Annotated in this window: 18 protein-coding genes; 4 read left to right on the top strand and 14 right to left on the bottom strand. The window is 66.0% G+C overall.

The genetic code is table 11. The features are described from left to right. Positions 1–27 precede the first annotated feature (27 nt). The 9 genes from CRO22_RS05035 to CRO22_RS04995 all read right to left on the bottom strand — a co-directional run bounded on the left by CRO22_RS05035 (position 28) and on the right by CRO22_RS04995 (position 11911). Complete coding sequence (locus tag CRO22_RS05035) at positions 28–744, bottom strand: sugar transferase (RefSeq protein ID WP_245860889.1); 717 nt, start codon at positions 742–744, stop codon at positions 28–30. A gap of 416 nt (positions 745–1160) precedes the next feature. Next, positions 1161–1898, bottom strand: a complete 738-nt coding sequence (locus CRO22_RS05030; protein ID WP_097069032.1) for a siderophore-interacting protein — start codon at positions 1896–1898, stop codon at positions 1161–1163. 92 nt (positions 1899–1990) lie between these two features. After that, positions 1991–3283, bottom strand: a complete 1293-nt coding sequence (locus CRO22_RS05025; RefSeq protein ID WP_097069031.1) for a GGDEF domain-containing protein — start codon at positions 3281–3283, stop codon at positions 1991–1993. A gap of 256 nt (positions 3284–3539) precedes the next feature. Continuing rightward, the gene (locus tag CRO22_RS05020; protein WP_097069030.1) at positions 3540–6647 is read right to left on the bottom strand and encodes an efflux RND transporter permease subunit; all 3108 of its coding nucleotides are present in this window, start codon (positions 6645–6647) and stop codon (positions 3540–3542) included. 7 nt (positions 6648–6654) lie between these two features. Then, on the bottom strand, positions 6655–7875 hold the full coding sequence (locus CRO22_RS05015) for an efflux RND transporter periplasmic adaptor subunit (RefSeq protein WP_245860888.1): 1221 nt from the start codon (positions 7873–7875) through the stop codon (positions 6655–6657). A gap of 84 nt (positions 7876–7959) precedes the next feature. Further along, complete coding sequence (locus CRO22_RS05010; protein WP_217991872.1) at positions 7960–9525, bottom strand: MDR family MFS transporter; 1566 nt, start codon at positions 9523–9525, stop codon at positions 7960–7962. 48 nt (positions 9526–9573) lie between these two features. Next, on the bottom strand, positions 9574–10137 hold the full coding sequence (locus tag CRO22_RS05005) for an NADPH-dependent FMN reductase (RefSeq protein ID WP_097069029.1): 564 nt from the start codon (positions 10135–10137) through the stop codon (positions 9574–9576). Between the two features lie 307 nt (positions 10138–10444). Next, positions 10445–10951: a hypothetical protein gene (locus CRO22_RS05000; protein ID WP_097069028.1), complete on the bottom strand. Its 507-nt coding sequence runs from the start codon at positions 10949–10951 to the stop codon at positions 10445–10447. A 150-nt stretch (positions 10952–11101) separates the two neighbouring features. Further along, positions 11102–11911, bottom strand: coding sequence for a response regulator (locus CRO22_RS04995; RefSeq protein ID WP_097069027.1), 810 nt, complete (start codon positions 11909–11911; stop codon positions 11102–11104). A 95-nt stretch (positions 11912–12006) separates the two neighbouring features. Between CRO22_RS04995 and CRO22_RS04990 the strand changes: the two genes are divergently transcribed. The 4 genes from CRO22_RS04990 (at position 12007) to CRO22_RS04975 (ending at position 14898) form a co-directional block, all read left to right on the top strand. Then, positions 12007–12192, top strand: a complete 186-nt coding sequence (locus CRO22_RS04990; protein WP_097069026.1) for a NepR family anti-sigma factor — start codon at positions 12007–12009, stop codon at positions 12190–12192. Further along, positions 12189–12779: an RNA polymerase sigma factor gene (locus CRO22_RS04985; protein WP_097069025.1), complete on the top strand. Its 591-nt coding sequence runs from the start codon at positions 12189–12191 to the stop codon at positions 12777–12779. The genes CRO22_RS04990 and CRO22_RS04985 overlap by 4 nt, the downstream gene beginning before the upstream one ends. Then, positions 12776–14614 carry a sensor histidine kinase gene (locus CRO22_RS04980; protein WP_097069024.1) on the top strand — a complete coding sequence of 613 codons (1839 nt, stop codon included), beginning with the start codon at positions 12776–12778 and terminating at the stop codon, positions 14612–14614. Before CRO22_RS04985 ends, CRO22_RS04980 begins: the two co-directional genes overlap by 4 nt. A gap of 110 nt (positions 14615–14724) precedes the next feature. Beyond that, complete coding sequence (locus CRO22_RS04975) at positions 14725–14898, top strand: DUF1328 domain-containing protein (protein ID WP_097069023.1); 174 nt, start codon at positions 14725–14727, stop codon at positions 14896–14898. Positions 14899–14944: 46 nt separating this feature from the next. Here CRO22_RS04975 and CRO22_RS04970 read toward each other — a convergent pair whose 3' ends face one another. The 5 genes from CRO22_RS04970 to cobU form a co-directional block, all read right to left on the bottom strand. Continuing rightward, positions 14945–15964 (bottom strand): sensor histidine kinase, encoded by a 1020-nt coding sequence (locus CRO22_RS04970; protein WP_097069022.1) that lies wholly within the window; start codon positions 15962–15964, stop codon positions 14945–14947. A gap of 289 nt (positions 15965–16253) precedes the next feature. Continuing rightward, positions 16254–18623: a methyl-accepting chemotaxis protein gene (locus CRO22_RS04965; protein WP_097069021.1), complete on the bottom strand. Its 2370-nt coding sequence runs from the start codon at positions 18621–18623 to the stop codon at positions 16254–16256. Positions 18624–18787: 164 nt separating this feature from the next. Then, positions 18788–19573, bottom strand: a complete 786-nt coding sequence (gene cobS, locus CRO22_RS04960; protein WP_097069020.1) for an adenosylcobinamide-GDP ribazoletransferase — start codon at positions 19571–19573, stop codon at positions 18788–18790. After that, positions 19570–20580, bottom strand: a complete 1011-nt coding sequence (cobT, locus tag CRO22_RS04955; RefSeq protein WP_097069019.1) for a nicotinate-nucleotide--dimethylbenzimidazole phosphoribosyltransferase — start codon at positions 20578–20580, stop codon at positions 19570–19572. Before cobT ends, cobS begins: the two co-directional genes overlap by 4 nt. A gap of 4 nt (positions 20581–20584) precedes the next feature. Continuing rightward, positions 20585–21088 carry a bifunctional adenosylcobinamide kinase/adenosylcobinamide-phosphate guanylyltransferase gene (gene cobU, locus CRO22_RS04950; protein WP_097069018.1) on the bottom strand — a complete coding sequence of 168 codons (504 nt, stop codon included), beginning with the start codon at positions 21086–21088 and terminating at the stop codon, positions 20585–20587. Positions 21089–21167 lie beyond the last annotated feature (79 nt).

Here is a 21167-nt window from a genome sequence, read left to right as displayed (position 1 = left end):
CAGGTGCCGGTTACGAGGTGCCGGTGATCAGGCGCCTGTACGGGTCAGCACCACGCCCGCGGTGCGCAGGATCAGCGCAAGATCGCCCCGCGCCGACATATTGGCCGCATAGGCCTCATCGAACCGGATGCGCGAGCCGAAGGTCGTGTCGCAGCGGCTGAACACCTGCCACAGACCGGTCACGCCGGGGCGCAGCCGGTAATAGGCGCGCCCGCCCGCCTCGTCGTAGATCGCCTTCTGCGCCGGCAGGAAAGGACGCGGGCCAACAAGGCTCATGTCCCCCTTGAGAACGTTGAAGATCTGCGGCAACTCATCGAGGCTCGTCCTGCGCAGGATCTTGCCGACACGGGTGATGCGCGGATCCTTGGCGAGCTTCTGGTAAGTGACCCATTCCGCCGCAACAGAGGGCATGCGCGCGCACATGTCCGCCAGCACGCGCTCGGCATCGGGCACCATCGAGCGGAACTTGTAGCAGCGGAACAGCTTGCCGTCGCGACCGACCCGAAGCTGAACGAAGAGGGCCGGATGACCGTCGAGGCGGATCAGCAGCGCGATCACCGCCATCACCGGAAGCAGCACGGGCAGAAGCAGCACTGCAATCCCGAGATCAAGCAGGCGTTTTCCGTAGCGCGCATAGAGGCTTGAGTCGCGGCGTTGTCGCGTCAGGCTTTCGGGTTGCGGACCCTGCACCGGATGGGCAATTGCAAAACCGCCCGGAAAGGACTCCATCTCTTGAAACGCCACTGCTACCCCCCAGTACAAAACGCGCCCATAGGGCTTCAACAATCTACATCGCACCCGGCTCCCCGCTTTCAGCGACGTGAAGACGCCGAGGACCGCAGCGCGTTAAGAATTTAGTAACATATACCCCGAAATATGGTGGGGGTCACATGCTTTTCTGCACTGATCAAACGCATGAATGCATAAATAACGGTCAGTTGAGATGGTTAACACCGCTTCTTCTGGCACTTTCGTGCATGAACGCGCAACCGCTGCAGGCTGCTCAAGGGCGCCCGGTGCTGCGCCGCGGCGTTAACGCTTTAGCCGGATGAAAACGATTCGCGGCGCTTCAACCGGTGCGCATTGCCGCAGCGACAATCGTACCGCGGCCGGTGTTTGCGGGTGCCGGTGTCTGCGGGGGGGCGAGCCGGTGAGGGCGTTCAGAGCTCTTTCTCGGAGCGATCTGCCTCGCCCGCGACCCAGTAACCCGCGGCTTTCAGCCAGGATGCGGGATGCCCGCGGTCGGTGAGCGCGGCGCGCAGCGCTTTCGCCACTCCGGCCTCGGCGGCGATCCAGACGAAAGTGCCCTCGGAGAGCGGGATCCGCGCCAGCGCGGCGCAGAGCCCGGCCGCATCGGTCGGATCGGTGCGATGCACCCAGAGCCCGACATGTGCGGCAGCGGTCCGGATCCGCTGCTCCTCGGCGGGGCCTTCGACGGCAACGAGGCTGGTGACCGGCGTGCCCGGCGCCATTTCCTCGATCCGCCGCGCGATGGCGGGCAGCGCCGTTTCGTCGCCGATGAGCAGCCAGCGCGCAATCGGCCCGGAAATCACCTGCGAGCCGCGCGGACCACCGATTTCCGCGGTGTCTCCCACCTGTGCGGCCATTGCCCAGGCCGTGGCCGGGCCCGCCTCATGCAACGCAAAGTCGATTTCCAGTGCGCCCCGGTCCGCATTGTAGCGGCGCGGGGTGTAATCGCGCATCTGCGGCTCGCCATGCGCGCCGGGAATGAAGAGCTTGATATGGTCGTCGGCGCCGAGCGAGGTGAAGCCCATCAGCTCCGGCCCGCCGAGCGTGAGGCGCAGCATCCGCGGCGTGACCAGTTCGCGGCGCAGCACGGTGAGTTTGCGGCGGCGGATCTCGTGGCGGTGGCGGGTGATTTCGGGCTGGGCGGTCATGGCATTCTCCGGAACTTCGTCGCAATCGCCAACCAGCTAATGCGCGGGCGGCGCCCGGCAAGACTGCTGCAGTCTTTGTTTTTCTGCTGACGTCAGGTTGGATCCGGGCCTTCTGCCGCAACGCAGCGGTTGCGGCCCCCCTCCTTGGCGCGTTGCAGGGCCTGATCGGCGCGGGCCATCGCCACCGCCAGGCTCTCACATTCCGGTTCGAATGTGCCATAGCCGAATGAGGCGCTGAGCTCCGCTTGAGGGAAGGGGTCCGCCCGCCCCGGCATGGCGACAATCGCGCGCCGCAGCCGCTCGCTCAGATCGGCGAGTTGGCCGCGGTTGCTGATCTCGAGCAGCAGCAGGAATTCCTCGCCGCCCCAGCGTGCGAAGACATCGCCCGGTGCCAGTTCGGCATGCACCCGCTCGGCCACCGCCCGCAGCACCCGGTCCCCCTCAAGATGCCCCATCGTATCATTGATGCGCTTGAAATGGTCGAGGTCGAACAGGATCAGCCCACTTAGCCGCTGATTTTCGGCGATGGCATCGTTCAATCCGCGCCGGTTCAGCGCGCCGGTCAGCGGATCGTGGCGCAGTGCATGGTCAAATTTCTCGCGCTGTGCGTTCAGCTTGGTGCCGGTGTAGAGCACCACTGCCAGCAACAGATATTCCATCGCTTCGAAAACATGGAGCATTCCCTCCAAATGGTGGTGGCTGAAGTCTTCGGTGTGCGAGAGCAGCGCGCCGCTCAGGAAGGGCAGGGCGAGGATCGCGCCGAGCATCACCAGAAACGGCTGGCGCAGATCCCCCGGGGCAAGAAAAATGCGGAAGGGCGCACTTTCGGCATGGCTCAACACCAGCGCGGTGAGCAGCGCCAGCAGCGCAGCGAGCGAGAAGGCCGAAAACTGGATCGACTCGTTGAAAAGGCTGAAGGCGAATTTGAACAAGGCGCCGGTGGCACTGAACCAGCCGAGCGCCACGATCGCGGTTGCGAGCGGGGTTGAGAACCGATCCGCCAGCAGTGCCCCGTTCAGGATCAGAAGGGCGCGGGCAGTCGGGGGAGAGAAAGCACCGTTGAACCCCAGATCGTAGCCCCAATGCGCAAAGATCTCGGGTGAGACCAGAACCGGCCAGCCCGGCAGCCCCGCTTCCAGAAGCCGTTGTGTGGCGATCAGGAAAAAAAGAGCCTGCGCCAGTGTGAGCACAGGATGCGGGCGCCGCAGGAGGCTCAGCGCCACGACCAGATAGCCCGCCGCCGCAAGCGGATGCAGCGAGGCGCTTTGCACTTGGTCGGCATAGAAAAAGTTATGCGCGATGCCCAGAACAACGATGCCGATCACCAGCACCGCAAGGCCGCGTGTCGCGACAGCAAACTGTGCCACTGTCTTCGATAACTCCATGACACGCCCCCTCGCGCATGGTTTCACTTCGGGCGTGATCCGACGAAGTCCGTCCCAGCGCACAATTCATGATGGTTAATGTATGTTAAAACGGTACAAAAATGTAAATGAAATTATTCTAACCAGACCGGCCGCGCCAGTTTCTTTCGCCTCCGGGCGGTTCTCCAAACCGCATGCCGGGAATGAACGGCAAACCGCGCCCGGGGTCTTGCCGGGCGCGGTCTCGGTCTGCTGCGGTGGGTTTGGTCGGACGGGATCAGGCGGTCTTGCGCCCGAGCCGGCCCGCCAGCGACATGATCAGAACATAAAGCGCGGGCACCATGAAAATGCCGAGGAAGGTCGAGGCGACCATGCCGCCGATCACGCCTGTTCCGATCGCATTCTGCGCGGCCGCGCCCGCCCCGGAGGCAGTGGCGAGCGGGGCCACGCCCAGAATGAAGGCGAGCGCTGTCATCAGGATCGGCCGCAGCCGGAGCCTTGCTGCGGCAATCGCCGCGTCCTTGAGCGCTTTTCCTTCCTGCCGCAGGCTTTCGGCGAATTCCACGATCAGGATCGCGTTGCGTGCCGCAAGGCCGATCGTGGTGAGCATGCCGACCTTGAAATAAACGTCGTTCGATTGCCCGAAGACCCAGGCGGCCAAGAGCGCGCCGAGCACCCCCACCGGCACGGCCAGCATCACCGCGAAGGGGATCGTCCAACTCTCGTAAAGGGCGGCGAGCGCGAGAAAGACGACCAGCACCGAGATGGCGTAAAGCAGTGGCGCCTGATTGCCCGATTGCTGCTCCTGATAGCTCAGCCCGGTCCAGGCGAGGCCGTAGCCGCCGTCGAGCCCATCGACAAGATCCTGCATCGCGGCCATCGCGGTCCCGGTCGAGACGCCATTGGCGGCCGACCCCGAAACCGAGATGGCAGAGGTTGAATCGTAACGGCTCAGGCTCGGGGGCACCGGCTCCCAGCGGGTGGTGGCGAAAGCCGAGAAGGGCACCATCTCCCCGGAGGAATTGCGCGCATACCAGGAGAAGATGTCATCAGGTTGCATCCGGTAGGGGGCGTCGGCCTGCACGATCACCGGGCGCAGCGAGGAGCCAAGCACGAAATCGTTCACCTCCTTGCCCGCGAAGACGGTCGAGAGCATCGCGTTCACCTCGGAGAGGGTGAGCCCGAGGCTTTCGAGCTTTTGCTGGTCGATGTCGAGGCGCAACGCGCTCTCGGCATCTATCCCGTCGACGCGCACTGTGGTGAGCCGGGCATCCTTGTCGGCGCGGGCCTCAAGCTCTTTCGCCGCCGCCTGCAAGGCCTCGATGCCATGGCCTGCCTGATCGATCAGGTAAAAGCTGAAGCCGCCGGTATTGCCGAGCCCCCGGATCGCGGGCGGCTGGTTGACAAATACCCGCCCGGCGCGTTCGGAGGCAAAGGCAGCATTGGCACGCGCGGCAATGGCGGCGGCGGTGAGGGAGGGATCCTTGGCGCGTTCGTCAAAATCGCGCAGTTTCACAAACAGCATGCCGCGGTTTTGCCCGCTGCCGCTGAAGCCAAAGCCGAGCGAGGCGAAGCTGGCCTCCACCCCGGCCTTTTCGGTGTTCAGAAGGTAGTCGTTGACCCGGTCCAGCACGTCTTTGGTTTGTTGCGTGGTTGCGCCCTGATCAAGCTCGATGATCGCCATCAGCACGCCCTGATCCTCGGTCGGGATGAAGGAGGAGGTGATGCGCCCGTAAACGCCCCAGGCGGCCGCAAGCACCACGGCCAGAACGGCAAGCATGATCACCGGCGCGCGCAGGCTCCGACCCACCGAGTTTCCATAGAAATTGGTGAACCGGTCGAGCCCGGTGTTGAACCAGCGCGCGGGCGCAAAACTCGGTTCGGCATCGCCCAGCCGCAACAGCCGCGCCGACATCGGCGGGGACAGGATGATGGCGACAAGCAGCGAGAGTGCCATCGCCGTGACCATGGTGAGCGAGAACTGCCGGTAAATCACACCGGTCGAGCCCGGGAAAAAGGCCATCGGCAGGAACACCGCGGCGAGCACCACGTTGATGCCGACCAGCGCGGCGGTGATCTGCCCCATGCTTTTCGCCGTGGCTTCCGGTGCGGGCAGGCGCTCGTCGCGCATCAGCCGCTCGACGTTTTCCACCACCACGATCGCATCGTCGACCAGAAGCCCGATCGCGAGCACCATGGCAAACATCGTCAGCGTGTTGATCGAATAGCCCGCCGCATAAAGCACCGCGAGCGTGCCCAGAAGCACCACTGGCACGGTGATCAGCGGGATGAGCGTGGCGCGCCAGCTTTGCAAAAACACGATCAGCACCAGCACCACGAGCCCGACCGCCTCAAGCAGCGTATGTTCCACCTGCTCGATCGAAAGCTCGACGAAGGGCGAGGTGTCATAGGCGACGCGGAATTCGAGCCCGGCGGGGAGCGCCGTCGTGAGCCGGTCCAGCGTGGCGCGCACCGCCGCGGAAGTATCGACCGCATTGGCGCCGGTCTCAAGGTTCACAGCGAAGCCTGCGGCGGGGGCTCCGCTGAAATAGGCGTCACCGCCATAGCTTTCCTGGCCGATCTCGACACGGGCGACATCGCTCAGATGCACCGAGGCGCCATCGGCCTCTGTCTTGATCAGGATCTGCTCGAACTCCGCCGTGGTGGTGAGCTGACTTTGCGCGGTGATGGTGGCGGTGAATTGCTGGCCCTCGGTGCTGGGCTGGCTGCCGAGCGCGCCGACCGAAACCGTGGTGTTCTGCGCCTCGACCGCCGAGGTCACATCGGCAGGGGTGAGCTGGAAGCGCACCAATGCCAGCGGGTCGAGCCAGATCCGCATCGCATAACCCGAGCCGAAGGCATGCACATCGCCCACGCCTTCGGTGCGCTCGATCTGGTCCTCGACCTGTTCGGTGAGGATGTCGCCCAGTTGCAGCGTCGTGTATTTGCCGCGGGTATCGACGAGCGTGCCGATCATCAGGATGTCGGAGGAAGAGCGGCGCACGTTCACGCCTGCGGTCTGCACCGAAGTGGGCAGGTCGGAGAGGATGTTGCTCACCTTGGTCTGCACATCGTTTTGCGCATCGACCGGCTCGATCGAGCCGTCGAAGGTGAGGGTGATCGAGGCGGAGCCCTTGCTCGAAGTGCTCTCCATGTAGAGAAGCCCGTCGAGCCCGGTGAGGCTCTCCTCGATCACCCGGGTCACGGAGTTGAGCACCGCGTCGGCGGTGGCGCCGGAATAGGTGGCGGAAATGCGCACCGTGGTGGGCGCGATGTCCGGATATTGCGCCACCGGCATCTTGGTGAAGGAGGCGGCACCGGCGAGCATCGTCATGATGGCCAGAACCCAGGCGAAGACGGGGCGTTTGAGGAACATGTTGCCCATGACCGGCTCAGTTCTCCTGCGCGGCATGCGCGCTGTCGGCCGCCGCCGCGTCTTGCACCACGCCCGTCGCGTCAATCGTTACCGGCACCGGTGCGACCTCGGCCCCGTCTTGCAGGTTGGTCAGCCCGTCCACCACCAGCGCCTCGCCGGGGCTTACGCCATCGGTGACGATCCAGGCGTTTTCATAGGTTCCGCTCGAAATCAGCGCGCGTTTTTCCGCCTTGCCATCCACCGCCACGAAGGCGCTCAAGGTGCCATCCGACGCGCGCGACGTGGCGCGCTGGGGCACAAGAACGGCGCGGATCGTGCCCAAAGTGATGGTCACGCGCAAAAACTGCCCGGGCAGGATCTTGCGGTTGGGGTTGTCGAACTGGATGCGCATCTCCGTGGTGCCGGTGGTCGAGGAGACGGTGGTTCCGGGCGAGACGAAGCTGCCCTTGCGTTCATAGATCTCGCCGGTTTCGAGCGTCAGCGCGAAATCGACTTTCTCGCCGCGCACCAGCTTGCCGGTTTCCAGCATCGCGCGGTGTTCAAGCATGCGACGGCTCGATTCCTCGACGTCGACATAGATCGGATCGAGCCGGGTCACGGTGGTGAGCGCATCGGTCTGGTTTGCGGTGACAATCGCGCCGGTCGAGACGGAGGCAACATCGGGCACGCCCGAGATCGGCGAGGTGATGCGGGTGCGGTCAAGGTTGAGCTTTGCGGTATCGCGCGCAGCCTCCGCCGAGCGCAGCGTGGCTTCCGCCGAAGCTACGGCAACGCGGGCGGTATCGACATCTTCGACCGAAATCGAGGTGCTTTCGAGCTTCTTGTAGCGCGCATAGGTGGCGCGGGCGGCCTCAAGCGCGGCCTCGGCGCTGTCCACCGCCGCTTCGGCAGATTTCAGGTCCGCCTCGTAAGTGTCGCCGTCGATGGCAAAAAGCGGGTCACCCACCTGCACCGGACGGCCCGCCTTATAAAGGATCTCGGCAATCACTCCGGCCACGCGCGGGCGGATATCAACCTCTTCATAGGCCACGGCCCGGCCCGGCACGGTGATCTTGTAGGGCACGTCGGATTGCTCAAGCGTGACCACCCCCACCTTGCTCGGCCCGCTCGTGCCACCGGGCGGGCCTTGCTGCGCGAGCGCCGGAGCGGCGAGGCCAAGCGTCAGAGCGGCGAGCAGCAGGCGGCGCGAGAGGTGGCGCAGCATAATCGAAGCGGGGCGGGGAAGAAAGGCCGGCATGGCACCTCGGCAACTGGGAAGGATCTGAAAGGATACGCGCGAGGCGCGCTGATCGGTCGCTGCCGGGCGCACACGCTTGCGTGATCAGGCGCTTTTTTCTGCCGTTGCGTCAAGGGCGGGCGTTTTTCCCGCGCCTGTCGGGCCAAGCTCGGTGCCGCGTAATTGCAGCGCGATCCCGAGCGCGAGAGCCATCACTCCGGCGCCGATCAGGAAACTTGCGGAGATCGCCTGTCGGAACGCCTCGGCGACTTCGGCCTGAAGCGCTGTCGAGAGCGTTGCGATCAGTTCTATGCCGCCTGTGGCAATCCCGGCGGCGTCGATGCCCTCAAGCCCCTGCAGCTTCGTGGCGAGCAGGCTTGTCATCACGCCGCCCGAGACGGCAACGCCCAAGGCCCCGCCGAGCGAGCGCAGGAAGGACATGCCCGCCGTCGCCACGCCGAGGCTGACCCGCGGCACGGCATTTTGCACGATCACGGTGGCATTGGGCATGGCACTCCCCATGCCGGTGCCCAGCACCGCGAGCGCACCAAGCACCGGCACCACCCCCGCCTCCTGATGCGCCATCAGCGCCAGCAGCCCGAGCCCGCTTGCCTCAAGCGCGATGCCGCCGACGAGGAAGAGTTTCGGCCGCCCGATGCGGGCGGAGAGCCGGCCGCCCAGCACCGAAGAGAGCAGCATCATCACGATCTGCGGCACCATCACGAGCCCCGATTGCGCGGCGCTCATGCCCAGCACGAGTTGCAGGTAAAGCGGCAGGAACACCATCGCGCTCATCATCGCGAAGGTCATCGCCCCCGTGGTCACCGCACCGATGGTGAAGGCGGGGATGGCAAACAGGCTCAGATCGACCATCGGCTCGCGGGCGCGGGTTTCCTGCCAGACGAAGAGGGCAAGAAGCAGGAGGCCCGCGGCCAGCAGCGCGCCCGATTGCGGCGAGATGCGCGGAAACACCGAACCCGCAAGCGAGAAGAGGAGCAGCAGCGCAGTGGCGGCACCGGTGAGCAGGAGCGCGCCGAACCAGTCGATATGGTGACGGCGCTTTTCCACCGCGGGCAGTTTGAGCGCGCTGATCAGCAGCGCGAGCGCGACGAGCCCCACCGGCACATTCACATAGAAGACCCAGCGCCAAGAGAGGGCGGTGGTGAGCCCGCCGCCGAGCACTGGCCCGGCGAGCGAGGAAAAGGCGAAGGCGCCGGTGAAGAGGCCCTGATACCGCAGCCTCTCGCGCGGGCCCACCACATCGGAGATCGTCGTCTGCGTCAGCGTCATCAGCCCGCCGCCGCCGATCCCCTGCAGCAGCCGAAAGCCGATCAGTTCCGGCATCGACTGCGCAAGACCACAGAGCGCCGAAGCGAGGATGAAAAGCGTGATACACCCCAAAAGCAGGTTGCGTCGCCCGTACATGTCGCCGAGCTTGCCGAAGATCGGCGTGGCGTTGGTCGAGGACAGCATGAAAGCCGTGACCACCCAGGAGAGATGCGCCATGCCCCCCAGATCGCTCGCCACCGCGGGGAGCGCGGTATTGACGATCGACTGGTCGAGCGCCGCGAGCACCATCGCCAGCATCAGCCCGGCAAGGATCAGCCGCAGCGGGGCGCGGCGGCTTTCGGTCGGGGCAAAATCGGTGGTTGAGGAGGTCATGTCGGTCATGAAAGGTCCGAAGTAAAACGGCTCCCCGGTGGGGAGCCGATGCGGGGTTCAGGCTGTGGTGTGGCGCGCCACCCAGGCCGCAAAGGCGGCCGAGATCCCGGTCAGGAAGGCGCGGGTCTCGTCAGATGTGACCTTGCCCTGATCGTCAAAGAGGCTGCCGAGATTGCCGATATAGGCTTCGGGCTGGCCCATCACCGGCATGTCGAGCACGACGAGCATCTGCCGCAAATGGTGGTTCGCGCCAAAGCCCGCGAGCGCGCCGCCCGAGCCCGAGACAACGGCGGCCGGTTTGCCGCTCCAGACGCTCGCGCCATAGGGGCGAGAGGCGATGTCGATCGCGTTCTTCAGCGCGGCGGGCACGGATCGGTTGTATTCGGGGGTGACGAAGAGCACGCCATCGACGGCGGCGATTTCGGCGCGCAGGCGCGCCCAGGGGGCGGGGGGCGTGTCGGTGTCCAGATCGGGGTTGTAAAGCGCCAGATCACCGATCTCGATGAATTTGAAGCGCAGCGTGGCAGGTGCCAGATCGGCCAGCGCTTCGGCCAGTTTTCGGGTCAGCGACCCTTCGCGCAGGCTGCCGACGAGTACGGCAATCTCGAATGTGTCTTTCATGGGTGTGGTCCTTCATGTGGTCCGCGGGGAGCTTGGCGCTCCCGATATTGGTCCCGGACAGAAATACTGCGCTCAGATGCAAGTGCAAATGGTAATTGATGTAATTTATGTGCGTTTTTGAACATATTGAGAGCCGGAATGGACTGCAGTTTTTCGGGAACCGGGCGGTGTGATGCGCGTTGCGGGCTGGCACGCAAAAACCCGGAGGATCACCGGATCCTCCGGGTCCGACCCGCCGCGGCAAGGCGGCGGGTCTTCCGGGCGCCGCCTTCCCCGCGGCGGCCGGAGCTTTTTTCCGGGCGGCGGCTTATTCGAGCCGCGACACCACGCCATTGGCGAAGGCATTGACCATTGCCACATAATAGGCGGGGCTGTCGAAATAGGCGCCTTCCTTCAGCTTGCCTTCCTTGTCGAAGGCATGGGCGGCGGCGGTGTTCACCGTCACGGTGTAATTGTCGATCGGCGAGCGGTCGTCGCGATTGAGCACGCGCACGGTCCCGACGAGAACCGCATCTTCATCGCTAGTCACCTTTTCGAACGTGTTCGCGAGCGCCAGTTCGTCGATATCGACATCGAGCACTGCGCCTTGCGGGGCGAGCTGGTCGTTTTCCGCCAGCCGCGCGGCGATCGCGCTTTGCAGGTCGTCCGAGATCCGGCCCCAATAGTCAGCGGCCTTCGGGTTGGCGATTGCAGTGATGTCGGTCTCGACATCCACCTCATGCACCGGCGTCGTATTGGCGAGCGCCGGCCCCACGAGCGCGCTCGAGGCGAGCATAACGGCGGTGGTGGTGGCAATCATGGTCTTGCGGATCATGGTAATCTCCCTTTTCGACTGCGCCCTCAGTGGCGCTGTGAGAAGAAAACGCGAAAACCTGCGCCTCAGTTCCTCATTTCACAACGACTTGTTATAAAAAGAAAACCCGCCATGAGGCGGGTTTTGAGGGGCGCACTGGCGGGATTCCGCTCAGCCCGCCAGCGTCTCGGTCGAGGCAAAGAACATCGCCTGGCTCACCGCCGAGCGCACCTGTTCCTCCGAGAAGGGCTTGGTGATCAGGAAGGCGGGCTCGGGCTTCTCGCCGGTGAGCAGCCGCTCGGGGAAGGCGGTAATGAAGATCACCGGCACCTCGCCGATCTCGCGCAGGATGTCGTTCACAGCGTCGATGCCCGAGGAATTGTCGGCAAGCTGGATGTCCGAAAGGATCAGGTCCGGGCGATGCTTGCGGGCAAGCTCTACCGCCTCGGCGCGGGTGCGCGCGGTGCCGGTGACCTCGTGCCCAACCCCGGTGACGATATCGACAAGGTCCATCGCGATGATCGCCTCGTCCTCGATCACCATCACCCGGCCGGTGACGGCGCGGGTCATCTCGTCATTGGCGGCGGCGATCAGCGTGGCGACCTCGTCGGTCTCGATCTGCATGATCGCGCCGATCTCCTCCTGGCTGAACCCCTCGATCGCCTGCAGCAGGAGCGCCTCGCGCGAATTGGGCGTAAGCCCCGCCATCAACGCCTGAGCCCGCGCCGCGGGGCCTTCGGTGGCCTCGCTGCCGGGCGCGCCAGCACTCGCCCAGACCAGATGGAAGGCATGGAACAGCCCCACTTTCGGGCGCGGCGCGGCTTCCACCACCGAAGGATCGACGAGCAGGCTTTCCAGCGTCGCCACGGCAAAGGCATCCCCGCTCGTCTGACTTCCGGTCAGCGCGCGCGCGTAGCGGCGCAGATAGGGAAGCTCCCCGGCAATCGCTTGCGACAGGTCGAGGGTTGCGGTGGAGGTCATGGATTTTTCTCCCGATTGCGAGTTTTTCTGGGAACCGAACGTCGCGGGGGCGCGTTGGGTTCCCGAAGACGGACACATACACGCAAAAAAAGAGCATGGCGCAAGAGATGACAGAGGAAAAGGGCAAGCCGGGACTGCGGCGCGACATCGACGAAAACCTCAAGCGCGTCTACGAGGCCGCGATCGACCCGGAGATTCCGGATCGGTTCAAGGCGCTGCTGGCGCAGCTGAAGGCGCAGCAGGACGGCGTGCGCAACAACGAGCCGGAGGGCAGCCGGTGACCGCCTCCAACGCTCTCGCCCCGCCCGCCGGCGTTCCCGACCCGCGTGACGAACTGGCCGGGCATATTCCCGCGCTGCGTGCCTTTGCGATCTCGCTCACGCGCAATGTCTCCGAGGCCGATGACCTCGTGCAGGAGGCGATCCTGAAAGCCTGGAGCAATTTCGACAAGTTCCAGCCCGGATCGGATCTGAAGGCCTGGCTCTTCACGATCCTGCGCAACACCTTTTACTCTGCGCGCCGCAAGACCCGCCGCGAAGTGGCCGACCCCGACGGGCTGCATGCCGCGACGCTTGCGGTCAAACCTGCGCATGACGGGCGCCTCGCGCTCGCGGATTTTACCCGCGCTTTCGACCAGCTTTCGGCCGAGCACCGCGAGGTTCTGATCCTTGTCGGCGCGAACGGGTATTCCTATGAGCAGGCCGCGGGCATGATGGGCTGCGCGGTGGGCACGGCAAAGAGCCGCGCCAACCGGGCGCGGGCGCGGCTTGGAGAACTCCTTGGCCTGGCCGAGGGGGAGGATCTGATCTCCGACAACCCGTTGACGCTTCAGGCCGTGGCGGGCCCGGGTGGCCCGCAGGCAGCATGAGAACGATCAAGCGGATCTTTGCGCGCGTCGATGGCCTCGGCGCGCGTCTCGTGCTGATGATGGGGGTGGTGCTGCTGCCGCTCGCCCTGTTGAGCTTTGCCCAGCAGCTTGCCTCGAACCGGCTTGCCGAGAGCCGGATGCGCGCCGCGATTCTTGGCGAGACGCTGATCGCCGCGGCGCCGCAGATCGACCTTCTGATGCAGGCGCGCGGCACCGCCATGGCGATGGCGGCGGGGCTGCCCCAATGGCGTGACGATCCCGCGGGCTGTTCGGCCCATATGCATCAGATCAAGGAAGCGGCCGGCGGGGATTATTCCTTCGTCGGTTTTGTTCCCCTCGACGGCAAGATCACCTGCACCTCGCAGGAGGCTCCCTTCACGCTCACCCATTCGGACTGGCTCGCCGATCAGCGCGCCAATCCGCGCCCGCTGCTTTACGTCAACCGGCAGGGGCCGATCTCGGGCACCTCGATCCTGAGCTTTTCGCTGCCGGTGCGCGACGGGGCGGGGGCGCTCCTGGGCTTTGCCGCGGTTTCGATGCCGCATGAAACCTTCGAGGGGCGCGGCATTGCCGCCACCCAGGGCGGCGAGCGCCCGCTGGCCATCGTCACCTTCGACGGCACGGGCGAGGTGCTCACGGCGACCACCGGGCTCGACCATGTCGCCCGCGCGCTTCCCGCTGCGCGCCCGCTCGGCACCTTCATCGGTCAGGGCGGGCAAAGCTTTCTCGACCGCGCCGCCGATGGCCGTCGCCGCGCCTTTGCCGTGGTGCCGATCTCGGAGGGTGATCTCTATCTGCTTGCTTCCTGGCCCGCCGATACGCTCGACGACGAGGGATTGCTGGCGAACTGGCCGCCCTTTGCCTTCCCGTTCCTGATGTGGGCGGCGAGCCTGATGGTGGCCTGGCTCGCGGCCGAGGGGCAGGTGCTGCGCCATGTCCGCGCTTTGCGCGTGTCCATCACAGCCTTTGCCCGCGGCGATCGCCGCATCCGCCCGCTCTCGATGCGCGGCGCGCCGCTTGAGCTGCGCGATGTGGCCCGCGCGCATGAGCACATGACCGAGGCGGTGCTCCATGACGAGGCCTATCTGGAAAACGTGATCCACCAGAAGGAGGTGCTCCTGCGCGAGGTGCACCACCGGGTGAAGAACAATCTCCAGCTCATCGCCTCGATCCTGAACATGCAGCTGCGCCGGGCGCGCTCGGACGAGACGCGGGCGGCGATGAAGAACGTGCAGGAGCGGGTGCTGAGCCTCGCCACGATCCACCGCGAGCTTTACCTCACTTCGGGTCAGACCGATATCCGCGCCGATGAACTTTTGCCGCGGATCGCGAAGCATATCCTGAAGATCGGCTCCACCGCCGAGCGGCCCTTCGATCTCGATCTCGAAGTGGAAGAAATCCGGCTGGTGCCCGATCAGGCGGTGGCTTTGGCGCTTCTGCTCACCGAGGCGCTCGACAATGTGCTCAAACATGCCTGGCGCGGGGCGGAGGTGGCGGCGCCGGTACGGGTGGCGCTGACGCATCGGCTCGATGGCTCGGCGCTTCTCGAAGTGGTCAATGCGCTCGCGCCCTTCAGCGCGGCCAATACGCCTGCCGCACCCGATATGGTGCCGCCGTCGGACGGGTTTGGCACCAAGCTTCTCACCGCCTTTGCGGCGCAACTCGGCGGGAGGCTTGAACGCGGCCCCGAGCCGGGAGGCCCTGCGGATGCGCCGCCGCGTTATGTTCTGCGCCTGAGCTTCCAACCGGCCGCCCTTGCCGCGGGGGAAGAGCGCAATGCCGCCCCGCCGGAGCCGCCGGAGCCGATAGAGGCAGAGCCCGGCGCGGAGGGTTGACGCTTTCGTGAGGGAACGCCGGGCCGGGCAGGACGTTGATCCGGTACACAGGCCGCGCAGCCCCGAACCCCGCGCGGTCCCCCTCGAAACAGCTCAAAAGGAGATCCATCATGCTGGGTTGGGCCCTGACCTTTCTCGTCGTCGCGCTGATCGCCGGCGCGCTCGGATTTGGCGGCATTGCGGGGGCTTCGGCCTCGATCGCGCAGGTGCTGTTCTTCCTGTTCCTGATCCTGTTCGTGATCGCGCTCGTGGCGCGCGCGCTGCGCGGCCAGCCGCCACTCTGATCGCTGCAGACATGACCACAAAGGGCCCCCGCGGGGGCCCTTTGCATTATGCTGCGGCAGGATCGGCAGGCTTGGGCGGGAAGGTCAGCGTCACCACCGTGCCACCGCCGTCGCGCGCGTCAAAGCCGAGCGTGCCCTCAAGCTGGGCCGCGAATTGCGTGGCCAGCCTCAGACCGAGGCTTTTGGGCTGTCCGGGGTCGAAATCCTCCGGAAGCCCGGTGCCATTGTCTTCGATCGCAATCGTCGCAATGCCGTCTTTCAGCCGGGTACGCAGCGTGATCGTGGTGCGTCCGGTCTCGCGCAGGGCATGTTCGAGCGCGTTCGACACCATCTCGACCACGATCAGCGCAACCGGCGTCGCCTGATCGGCGGGGATGGCGAGCGGCACGAGGTCATAGGCGAGGCGCACGCGTTGGCTCAGGTTCGCTGCGGCGACAATCTCGGGCAGGGCGCTTTGCATCAGCGCGCCGATCTCGGTCACCTGGCGGCGCGGGTCGTGCAACTGCCGCTGCAGCGAGGCGATCACGCCCAGCCGCGCCGCGGCGGTGTTGAGCGCCTTCTTGGCCACCGGGTCGCGGGCCTTGCGCTCCTCCATCCGCAGGATCGAGCCGATCACCTGCAGATTGTTGGAAACGCGGTGCTGCAATTCGTGGAACATGAGCGTGTTCTGCTGCGCCTGCCGGGCCCAGTCGGCGCGCTCGTTTTGCAGCTTGCCGAGGGCGGCCCGCATCGCGGCAATTACGAAAAGCTCGGTGGCGACGATGAAGGCATAAAACCCCATCGCCAGAAGCCCCGGCCCGCCCAGCCGGAACGTGCCCTCCGGCGTGACGAAAAAGAACCAGGCGGCGAGCCCGCAGCCCACTGCCATCACCACGCCTGCGCGGGTGGAGACGAAAAAACCGGTCAGGAACACCGCCGGGAAGAAGGTCAGGAACGGATAACCGGGCGGCAAGAGCCCCTCGGTCTCGAACCTTAGCCCGAGCGCAAGCGCGAAGATGGCGGCGCTGCCGCCCCATTCGAAAAGAGAGCCGTGCGGGGTCACGGTCATGGCGCGCAGGAGTTTCATCGGTGGCTCGGATGGTCAGAGGGAGGCAGGCGGCGGACCCCGGGGGGTTGCGGCATCTCGCCCATGACTACCGCATTCACCGGGCTTGTAAACCGGATTTGCGGCAATGCGCGACAGAGCCGAAGGCGCGCGCAATCCGGCGGTTCCGGCGGGCCGGCTCCGGGAGCCGAAGCGACGTTTCAGACCCGAGAGCGCGGAAAAGAGCGGGTCTGGCCGCGGAGCGGCGATGAAACCGAAAGGCCCGACGGTCTGGAACCGCCGGACCTCTGAAGGCGCATCTTGAGCCGGTTCAGGCGCGGCGCCGCGAGACGAACCGGGTTTCCTCGGTGCGCGGCGCAGGCCCGGGGGCGGCCGACCGGGCGCTCCAGGCGGCGGGGGCGCTCGGGGCGCCCTGCACTTCGAGCCGGAAGGCCGAGACCGCCTCTGCCAGCGCATTGGCTTCGCCCTGCAGCGAGCGCACCGCGGCGTTGGTCTGTTCGAACACGGCGGCATTATGCTGCGTCGTGCGGTCGAGTTCGGTCGTGGCGTTCGAGATCTCCCCGATCCCGGCGGCGGTTTCGCGCGAGGCGGTGACGATCTCGGCGATCTTCGTGGCGGCATCCTCGACGCCCGCCACGATGTCGCGCAGAGCCCGGCCGGAATCGCGCACCAGATCCACGCCCCGCCCGACACTGGTGCTCGAGCTTTCGATCAGCCGGGCGATGTCGCGCGCCGCTTCCGAAGAGCGTTGTGCGAGGGCGCGCACTTCCGAGGCGACCACGGCAAAGCCGCGCCCCGCTTCACCCGCCCGCGCCGCCTCGACGCCGGCGTTGAGCGCCAGAAGGTTGGTCTGGAAGGCGATATCGTCGATCACCTGCAGGATCTTCGCGATCGCATCCGAGGAGCTCTTGATCTCGTCCATCGCGGCGACGGCGCTTTCGACCACCTTGCGCCCGGCGCCTGCCTTGCCGGAGATGTCATCCACCGCAACCCGCGCGACCTCGGCGGAATTCGCGGCCGATTTCACCGTGGCCGACATCTGCTCGAGTGCCGAGGCGGTCTGTTCGAGCGTCGCGGCATTGCGTTCGGACCGGCGTGCCAGATCGTCGGTCGCCCCGGAGATCTCGCTGGCCGCGGTATCGACCGAGGCGGCGGAAACGGTGATATTGGTCAGCGTGCCGTTCAGGCTTTCCGTCGAACGGTTCATTGCCGCGGCGATCTCGGCAAAGACGCCGTGGAAGCGCTCGGGCATGCGGTGGGTGAGATCGCCTTGGGCGAGCTGGTCGAGCGCGTCCTGCACCGCCGAGAGCCCGTCCATCGCGGCTTCGCCGATCCGGTTCACGCCCTCGCACAGCTCGGCAAAGACGCCCTCCTTGTCGTCGGTGCGCAACCGTTGCGAGAAATCGCCTTCGGCGCAGGCGGCCACAACGGCGGCGATTTCCTGCGCTGCGGCGTGTTCGCGCGCGACCCGCTCGGCGGTGGCGAGGCGCTCGGCTTCGGCGGCCGCGGCCTTGGCGCGGGCTTCCGCGGCCTCATGGTCGGCCTGTTCGGCACGCGCTGCCGCGGCGCGCTCGGTTTCGGCGGCATGTTCCGCCTCGAGCCGACGCCGCTCGATGATGGCATCGCGGAAGGTGCTCAGCGCCGCACCGATCGCCTGCACCTCGCGCAACCGCGATTGCGGTACGCTGATCTCGGTCGAACCGCCCGCAAGCGTTTCCACCGCCTCCGAAACTTTCTTCAGCGGCACCACGGTGGCGCGGAAGAGCCGGAACGCCCCGAAGGCAAGCGCGATGAAGCCGATCAGCCCGGTCACAGCGATCACGCCGCCTGCCATCAGCTTGTGCTGGACGGCCGAAGCCTCGAGCGCGTCGCTGTTTTCGGCAATATGCGTGCGCAACTGGTCCAGTTCGGGCAGCATCGCGTGATATTGTTCGTCGCTTGAGATGATCAAGTCATGCAGTTGCAACGACAGATCGGCGAAGAGATGAAAGGTTTCCTGATAGGCCTCGATCTTCTTCACCACCCGGGCGCGATGCTGTGCAGAGGGGTATTTCTCCGCCGGATAGGCAAGCAGGTTGGCGACCTCGGCATCGACCTTGTCGATATAGACCGGGTCGATGCGCAAGATGAAATCCTTCTCGTGGCGGCGCAGCATCAAAAGCGAGGCGCGCACATCGGGCATGCCGAGCGAGTCGATGATTTTCTCGGCGTCATGCACGGCCTTGCGCAGCTCGCCCTGCAGCCCGGAATCGTGATCAAGCCCGACCACGCGCAGGTTGTCTGAAAGCTCGAGGAAGCTTGAGCCGTAGTCGAGCAGCGGTTCGTGCAGCGCTTCGGTCTGCGCCGCCAGATCCTCGAATCCGAGGCCATTGGCCGCGGCGACCATCTTCTCGAGTTCTTCTCCGGTCGCTTCGATCTGCGCCTCGTGGCGGGTGATCAGGCTCTCGTCATGCAGGTCGCGAAACTGTGTTTCTATGTCGCGCGCGGCTGCAAAACCACGCTCCACCGCGCCGAGGTCTTCCTTCAGCGCCGCCATGGCGATGCTTTCTTTCTTGCTCTGGTTGTCGATGTAGACCGCGAATCCCAGCGACCCGCCGACCGCGAGCGTGCTGAAAAAAACGATCAGCGCCATGCCGATCAGATGTGAAAAGAAGGTCCTGGTCTTGACTGACTTTGCCATGCCTGCGCTCCGAAATCCCGGGGCAGATCCTGCAAAAAAGACCTTAACGCCGGATGAAGCGGTATCACAAATCCTGAGCAGATGCCCGGATTAGTGGCTAAAACACGTTCTATTGTTAGAATATGTAGAAAAACGAGGGGGCTGGGCGCGCGGCGTGCGGAGGCTCACAGAAGGGCGGCGCAGAGCGCGCACCAGCCCGCCAGCTCGGCGCATTGCTGCGAGGCGCCAAGAACATCCCCGGTTTGCCCGCCGAGCTTGGCTTGGGCTCGCCGCGCCACGGCGAGCGCGGCGAGCCCCCCGGCGAAGCCGGGCGCAAGGATCGGCAGGCCCGGGACGGCGAACCCGGACAGGCCGAGGGCTCCCGCCACGGCGAGGGCCGCAGGTGCTGCGCCACGGGCGCGGTGGCCCATGCCATTGTCGCGCGCGGGAGCCATCGTGGCCATCAGGGCCACCGGGGCGACCCGGCTTGCCATGGCCAGGGCGACAAGCGCGGCACTGGCAAGGCCCGGCCCGGCAGCGGCGAGAACGGCGAGCGCCTGCCAGCGCAGCCCGAGCGCCAGCACAAGCGCCGTGACGCCATAAGAGCCGATGCGGCTGTCGCGCATGATCTCAAGGCGGCGCTCGCGCGTGTGCCCGCCCCAAAACCCATCGGCGCAATCGGCGAGCCCGTCCTCATGAAGCGCGCCCGTCATCATCACCTGCGCGGCAAGCGCGAGCCCCGCCGCCAGCGCGGGCGGTAGCCCGAGCGCGAGCGCGAGGCCCAGCACCAGCGCGGTGAGCCCCCCGAGCAGCGCCCCCGCGAGCGGAAACGCCCAAGAGGCCGCGGCAAGGCTCGGGGCCGGGTCGGGCAGACGGGGGGCGGGAAGGCGCGTGAGCATCACCACGGCCAGCAAGGCTTCGGTGAGGCGCTGGCCCGCCCAGCCCTTTCCGGTCTGCCCGAGGGCGCTCATTGGCCTTCGCTCACGCCAGCTTCGGCGAAGGTCGCCATGCCGTTGTGGCACTCAAGCGCCGCACGCACGACGGAGAGCGCGAGCGCCGCGCCAGTGCCTTCCCCGAGCCGCATCCCCATTTCCAGCAGCGCGACCTTGTTCATCGCCGCGAGGATGCGGCGGTGGCCGGGCTCGGCCGAAGCATGGCCGACGATGCAGTGATCAAGGAGCCGCGGATCGACCTTGAAGAGCGTGGAGACGGCGCCGGTGCAGATGAACCCGTCGAGAATGACCGGGATCCGCGCCGCCCGTGCTGCCAGCACTGCGCCGCACATCGCGGCGATTTCACGCCCGCCAAGGGCGCCCAGCGTTTCGATGCCGCCAAGGCCGGAATGCAGCGCAAGGCCCTTGTCGATCACCGCGGTCTTGCGCGCGATGCCCGCCGGGTCCGAGCCCGCGCCGGGGCCGACCCAATCCGCGCCGGTGCCGCCAAAGACCGCCGCGGCGAGCGCCGCCGCTACGGTGGAGTTGCCGATCCCCATTTCGCCCACGAACACCACATCGGCGCTCTCGTCCACCGCCGCGGCGCCCGCGTTGAGCGCGGCAATCGTTTCCGCCTCGTCCATCGCCGGGCCCTGGGTAAAATCTTGCGTCGGCCGGTCGAGGTCGAGCTTGACCACGGTCAGATCGGCGCCGGAGGCGCGGCAAAGCTGGTTGATCGCCGCGCCGCCTGCCTCGTAATTCGCCACCATCTGGATCGTGACTTCCTGCGGGAAGGGGCTCACCCCGAGTTTGCAGATGCCGTGATTGCCCGCAAAGACAATGCCCTGCGCCTTGGTGATCGTCGGCTTCACGGTGCCGCGCCAGGCCGCCCAATGCACCGCCACATCCTCGAGTTTGCCCAGCGAGCCAAGCGGTTTGGTGAGGTTGTCCTGCCGCGCGCGCGCCTCGGCGCGGATCGCCTCATCGGCGACGGGAAGCCGGTCAACCAGCGTGGCGAACTCTGCATAGGATTGGAATTGCAGCATTTTCTTATTTCACTTTCATTGGCAGGCCCGCGACGGTGAAGATCACTTCATCCGCCGCCGCGGCGACCCATTGGTTGAGAAACCCCGCAGCATCGCGGAAGTCCCGGGCGAGGCGGTTGTCGGGCACGATGCCGAGGCCCACCTCGTTGCTTACAAAAACGACCGGTGCGGCAAGATCGGGGAGAGAGGCAAGAAGCGCCTTTGCCGCAGCCTCCCAATCCCGCTCGCCCAGCATCAGATTGGTGAGCCAGAGCGTGAGGCAATCGACGAGGCGGGGGGCGTCGTCAGTGGCGCGCAGCACCTTTACAAGGTCAAGCGGTTCGGCATGGGTGGTCCATTCCGGGCCGCGGCGCGCCTGATGCAAAGCGATGCGGGCGGCCATTTCCTCATCCCAGATCTCGGCGGTGGCGATGTAATGGGCGGGGCGGCCCAGCGCGAGGGTGCGTGCCTCGGCATGGGTGCTCTTGCCCGAACGGGCGCCGCCGGTGACCAGAAGGATGCGTGCCATGGGGGCGTGGACCTTGCCTCTTGTTCCTTGCGCGGCAACAAAGCAGAAAGGGCGCCGGACCGGAAGGAGAAATGCGACC

Source organism: Rhodobacter maris, assembly GCF_900217815.1.
GTDB classification, from domain to species: Bacteria; Pseudomonadota; Alphaproteobacteria; order Rhodobacterales; family Rhodobacteraceae; genus Rhodobacter; species Rhodobacter maris.
The sequence above is the reverse complement of the archived record's forward strand: the minus strand, read 5'-3'. Positions and strand labels throughout refer to the sequence as shown.

Excerpts from the sequence above, each read along its gene's own strand:
- CRO22_RS05030 (WP_097069032.1), bottom strand. The coding sequence starts at position 1,898 with ATGACCGCCCAGCCCGAAATCACCCGCCACCGCCACGAGATCCGCCGC.
- CRO22_RS05025 (WP_097069031.1), bottom strand. The coding sequence starts at position 3,283 with ATGGAGTTATCGAAGACAGTGGCACAGTTTGCTGTCGCGACACGCGGC.
- CRO22_RS05020 (WP_097069030.1), bottom strand. The coding sequence starts at position 6,647 with ATGGGCAACATGTTCCTCAAACGCCCCGTCTTCGCCTGGGTTCTGGCC.
- CRO22_RS05015 (WP_245860888.1), bottom strand. The coding sequence starts at position 7,875 with ATGCCGGCCTTTCTTCCCCGCCCCGCTTCGATTATGCTGCGCCACCTC.
- CRO22_RS05010 (WP_217991872.1), bottom strand. The coding sequence starts at position 9,525 with ATGACCGACATGACCTCCTCAACCACCGATTTTGCCCCGACCGAAAGC.
- CRO22_RS05005 (WP_097069029.1), bottom strand. The coding sequence starts at position 10,137 with ATGAAAGACACATTCGAGATTGCCGTACTCGTCGGCAGCCTGCGCGAA.
- CRO22_RS05000 (WP_097069028.1), bottom strand. The coding sequence starts at position 10,951 with ATGATCCGCAAGACCATGATTGCCACCACCACCGCCGTTATGCTCGCC.
- CRO22_RS04995 (WP_097069027.1), bottom strand. The coding sequence starts at position 11,911 with ATGACCTCCACCGCAACCCTCGACCTGTCGCAAGCGATTGCCGGGGAG.
- CRO22_RS04990 (WP_097069026.1), top strand. The coding sequence starts at position 12,007 with ATGGCGCAAGAGATGACAGAGGAAAAGGGCAAGCCGGGACTGCGGCGC.
- CRO22_RS04980 (WP_097069024.1), top strand. The coding sequence starts at position 12,776 with ATGAGAACGATCAAGCGGATCTTTGCGCGCGTCGATGGCCTCGGCGCG.
- CRO22_RS04975 (WP_097069023.1), top strand. The coding sequence starts at position 14,725 with ATGCTGGGTTGGGCCCTGACCTTTCTCGTCGTCGCGCTGATCGCCGGC.
- CRO22_RS04970 (WP_097069022.1), bottom strand. The coding sequence starts at position 15,964 with ATGAAACTCCTGCGCGCCATGACCGTGACCCCGCACGGCTCTCTTTTC.
- CRO22_RS04965 (WP_097069021.1), bottom strand. The coding sequence starts at position 18,623 with ATGGCAAAGTCAGTCAAGACCAGGACCTTCTTTTCACATCTGATCGGC.
- cobS (WP_097069020.1), bottom strand. The coding sequence starts at position 19,573 with ATGAGCGCCCTCGGGCAGACCGGAAAGGGCTGGGCGGGCCAGCGCCTC.
- cobT (WP_097069019.1), bottom strand. The coding sequence starts at position 20,580 with ATGCTGCAATTCCAATCCTATGCAGAGTTCGCCACGCTGGTTGACCGG.
- cobU (WP_097069018.1), bottom strand. The coding sequence starts at position 21,088 with ATGGCACGCATCCTTCTGGTCACCGGCGGCGCCCGTTCGGGCAAGAGC.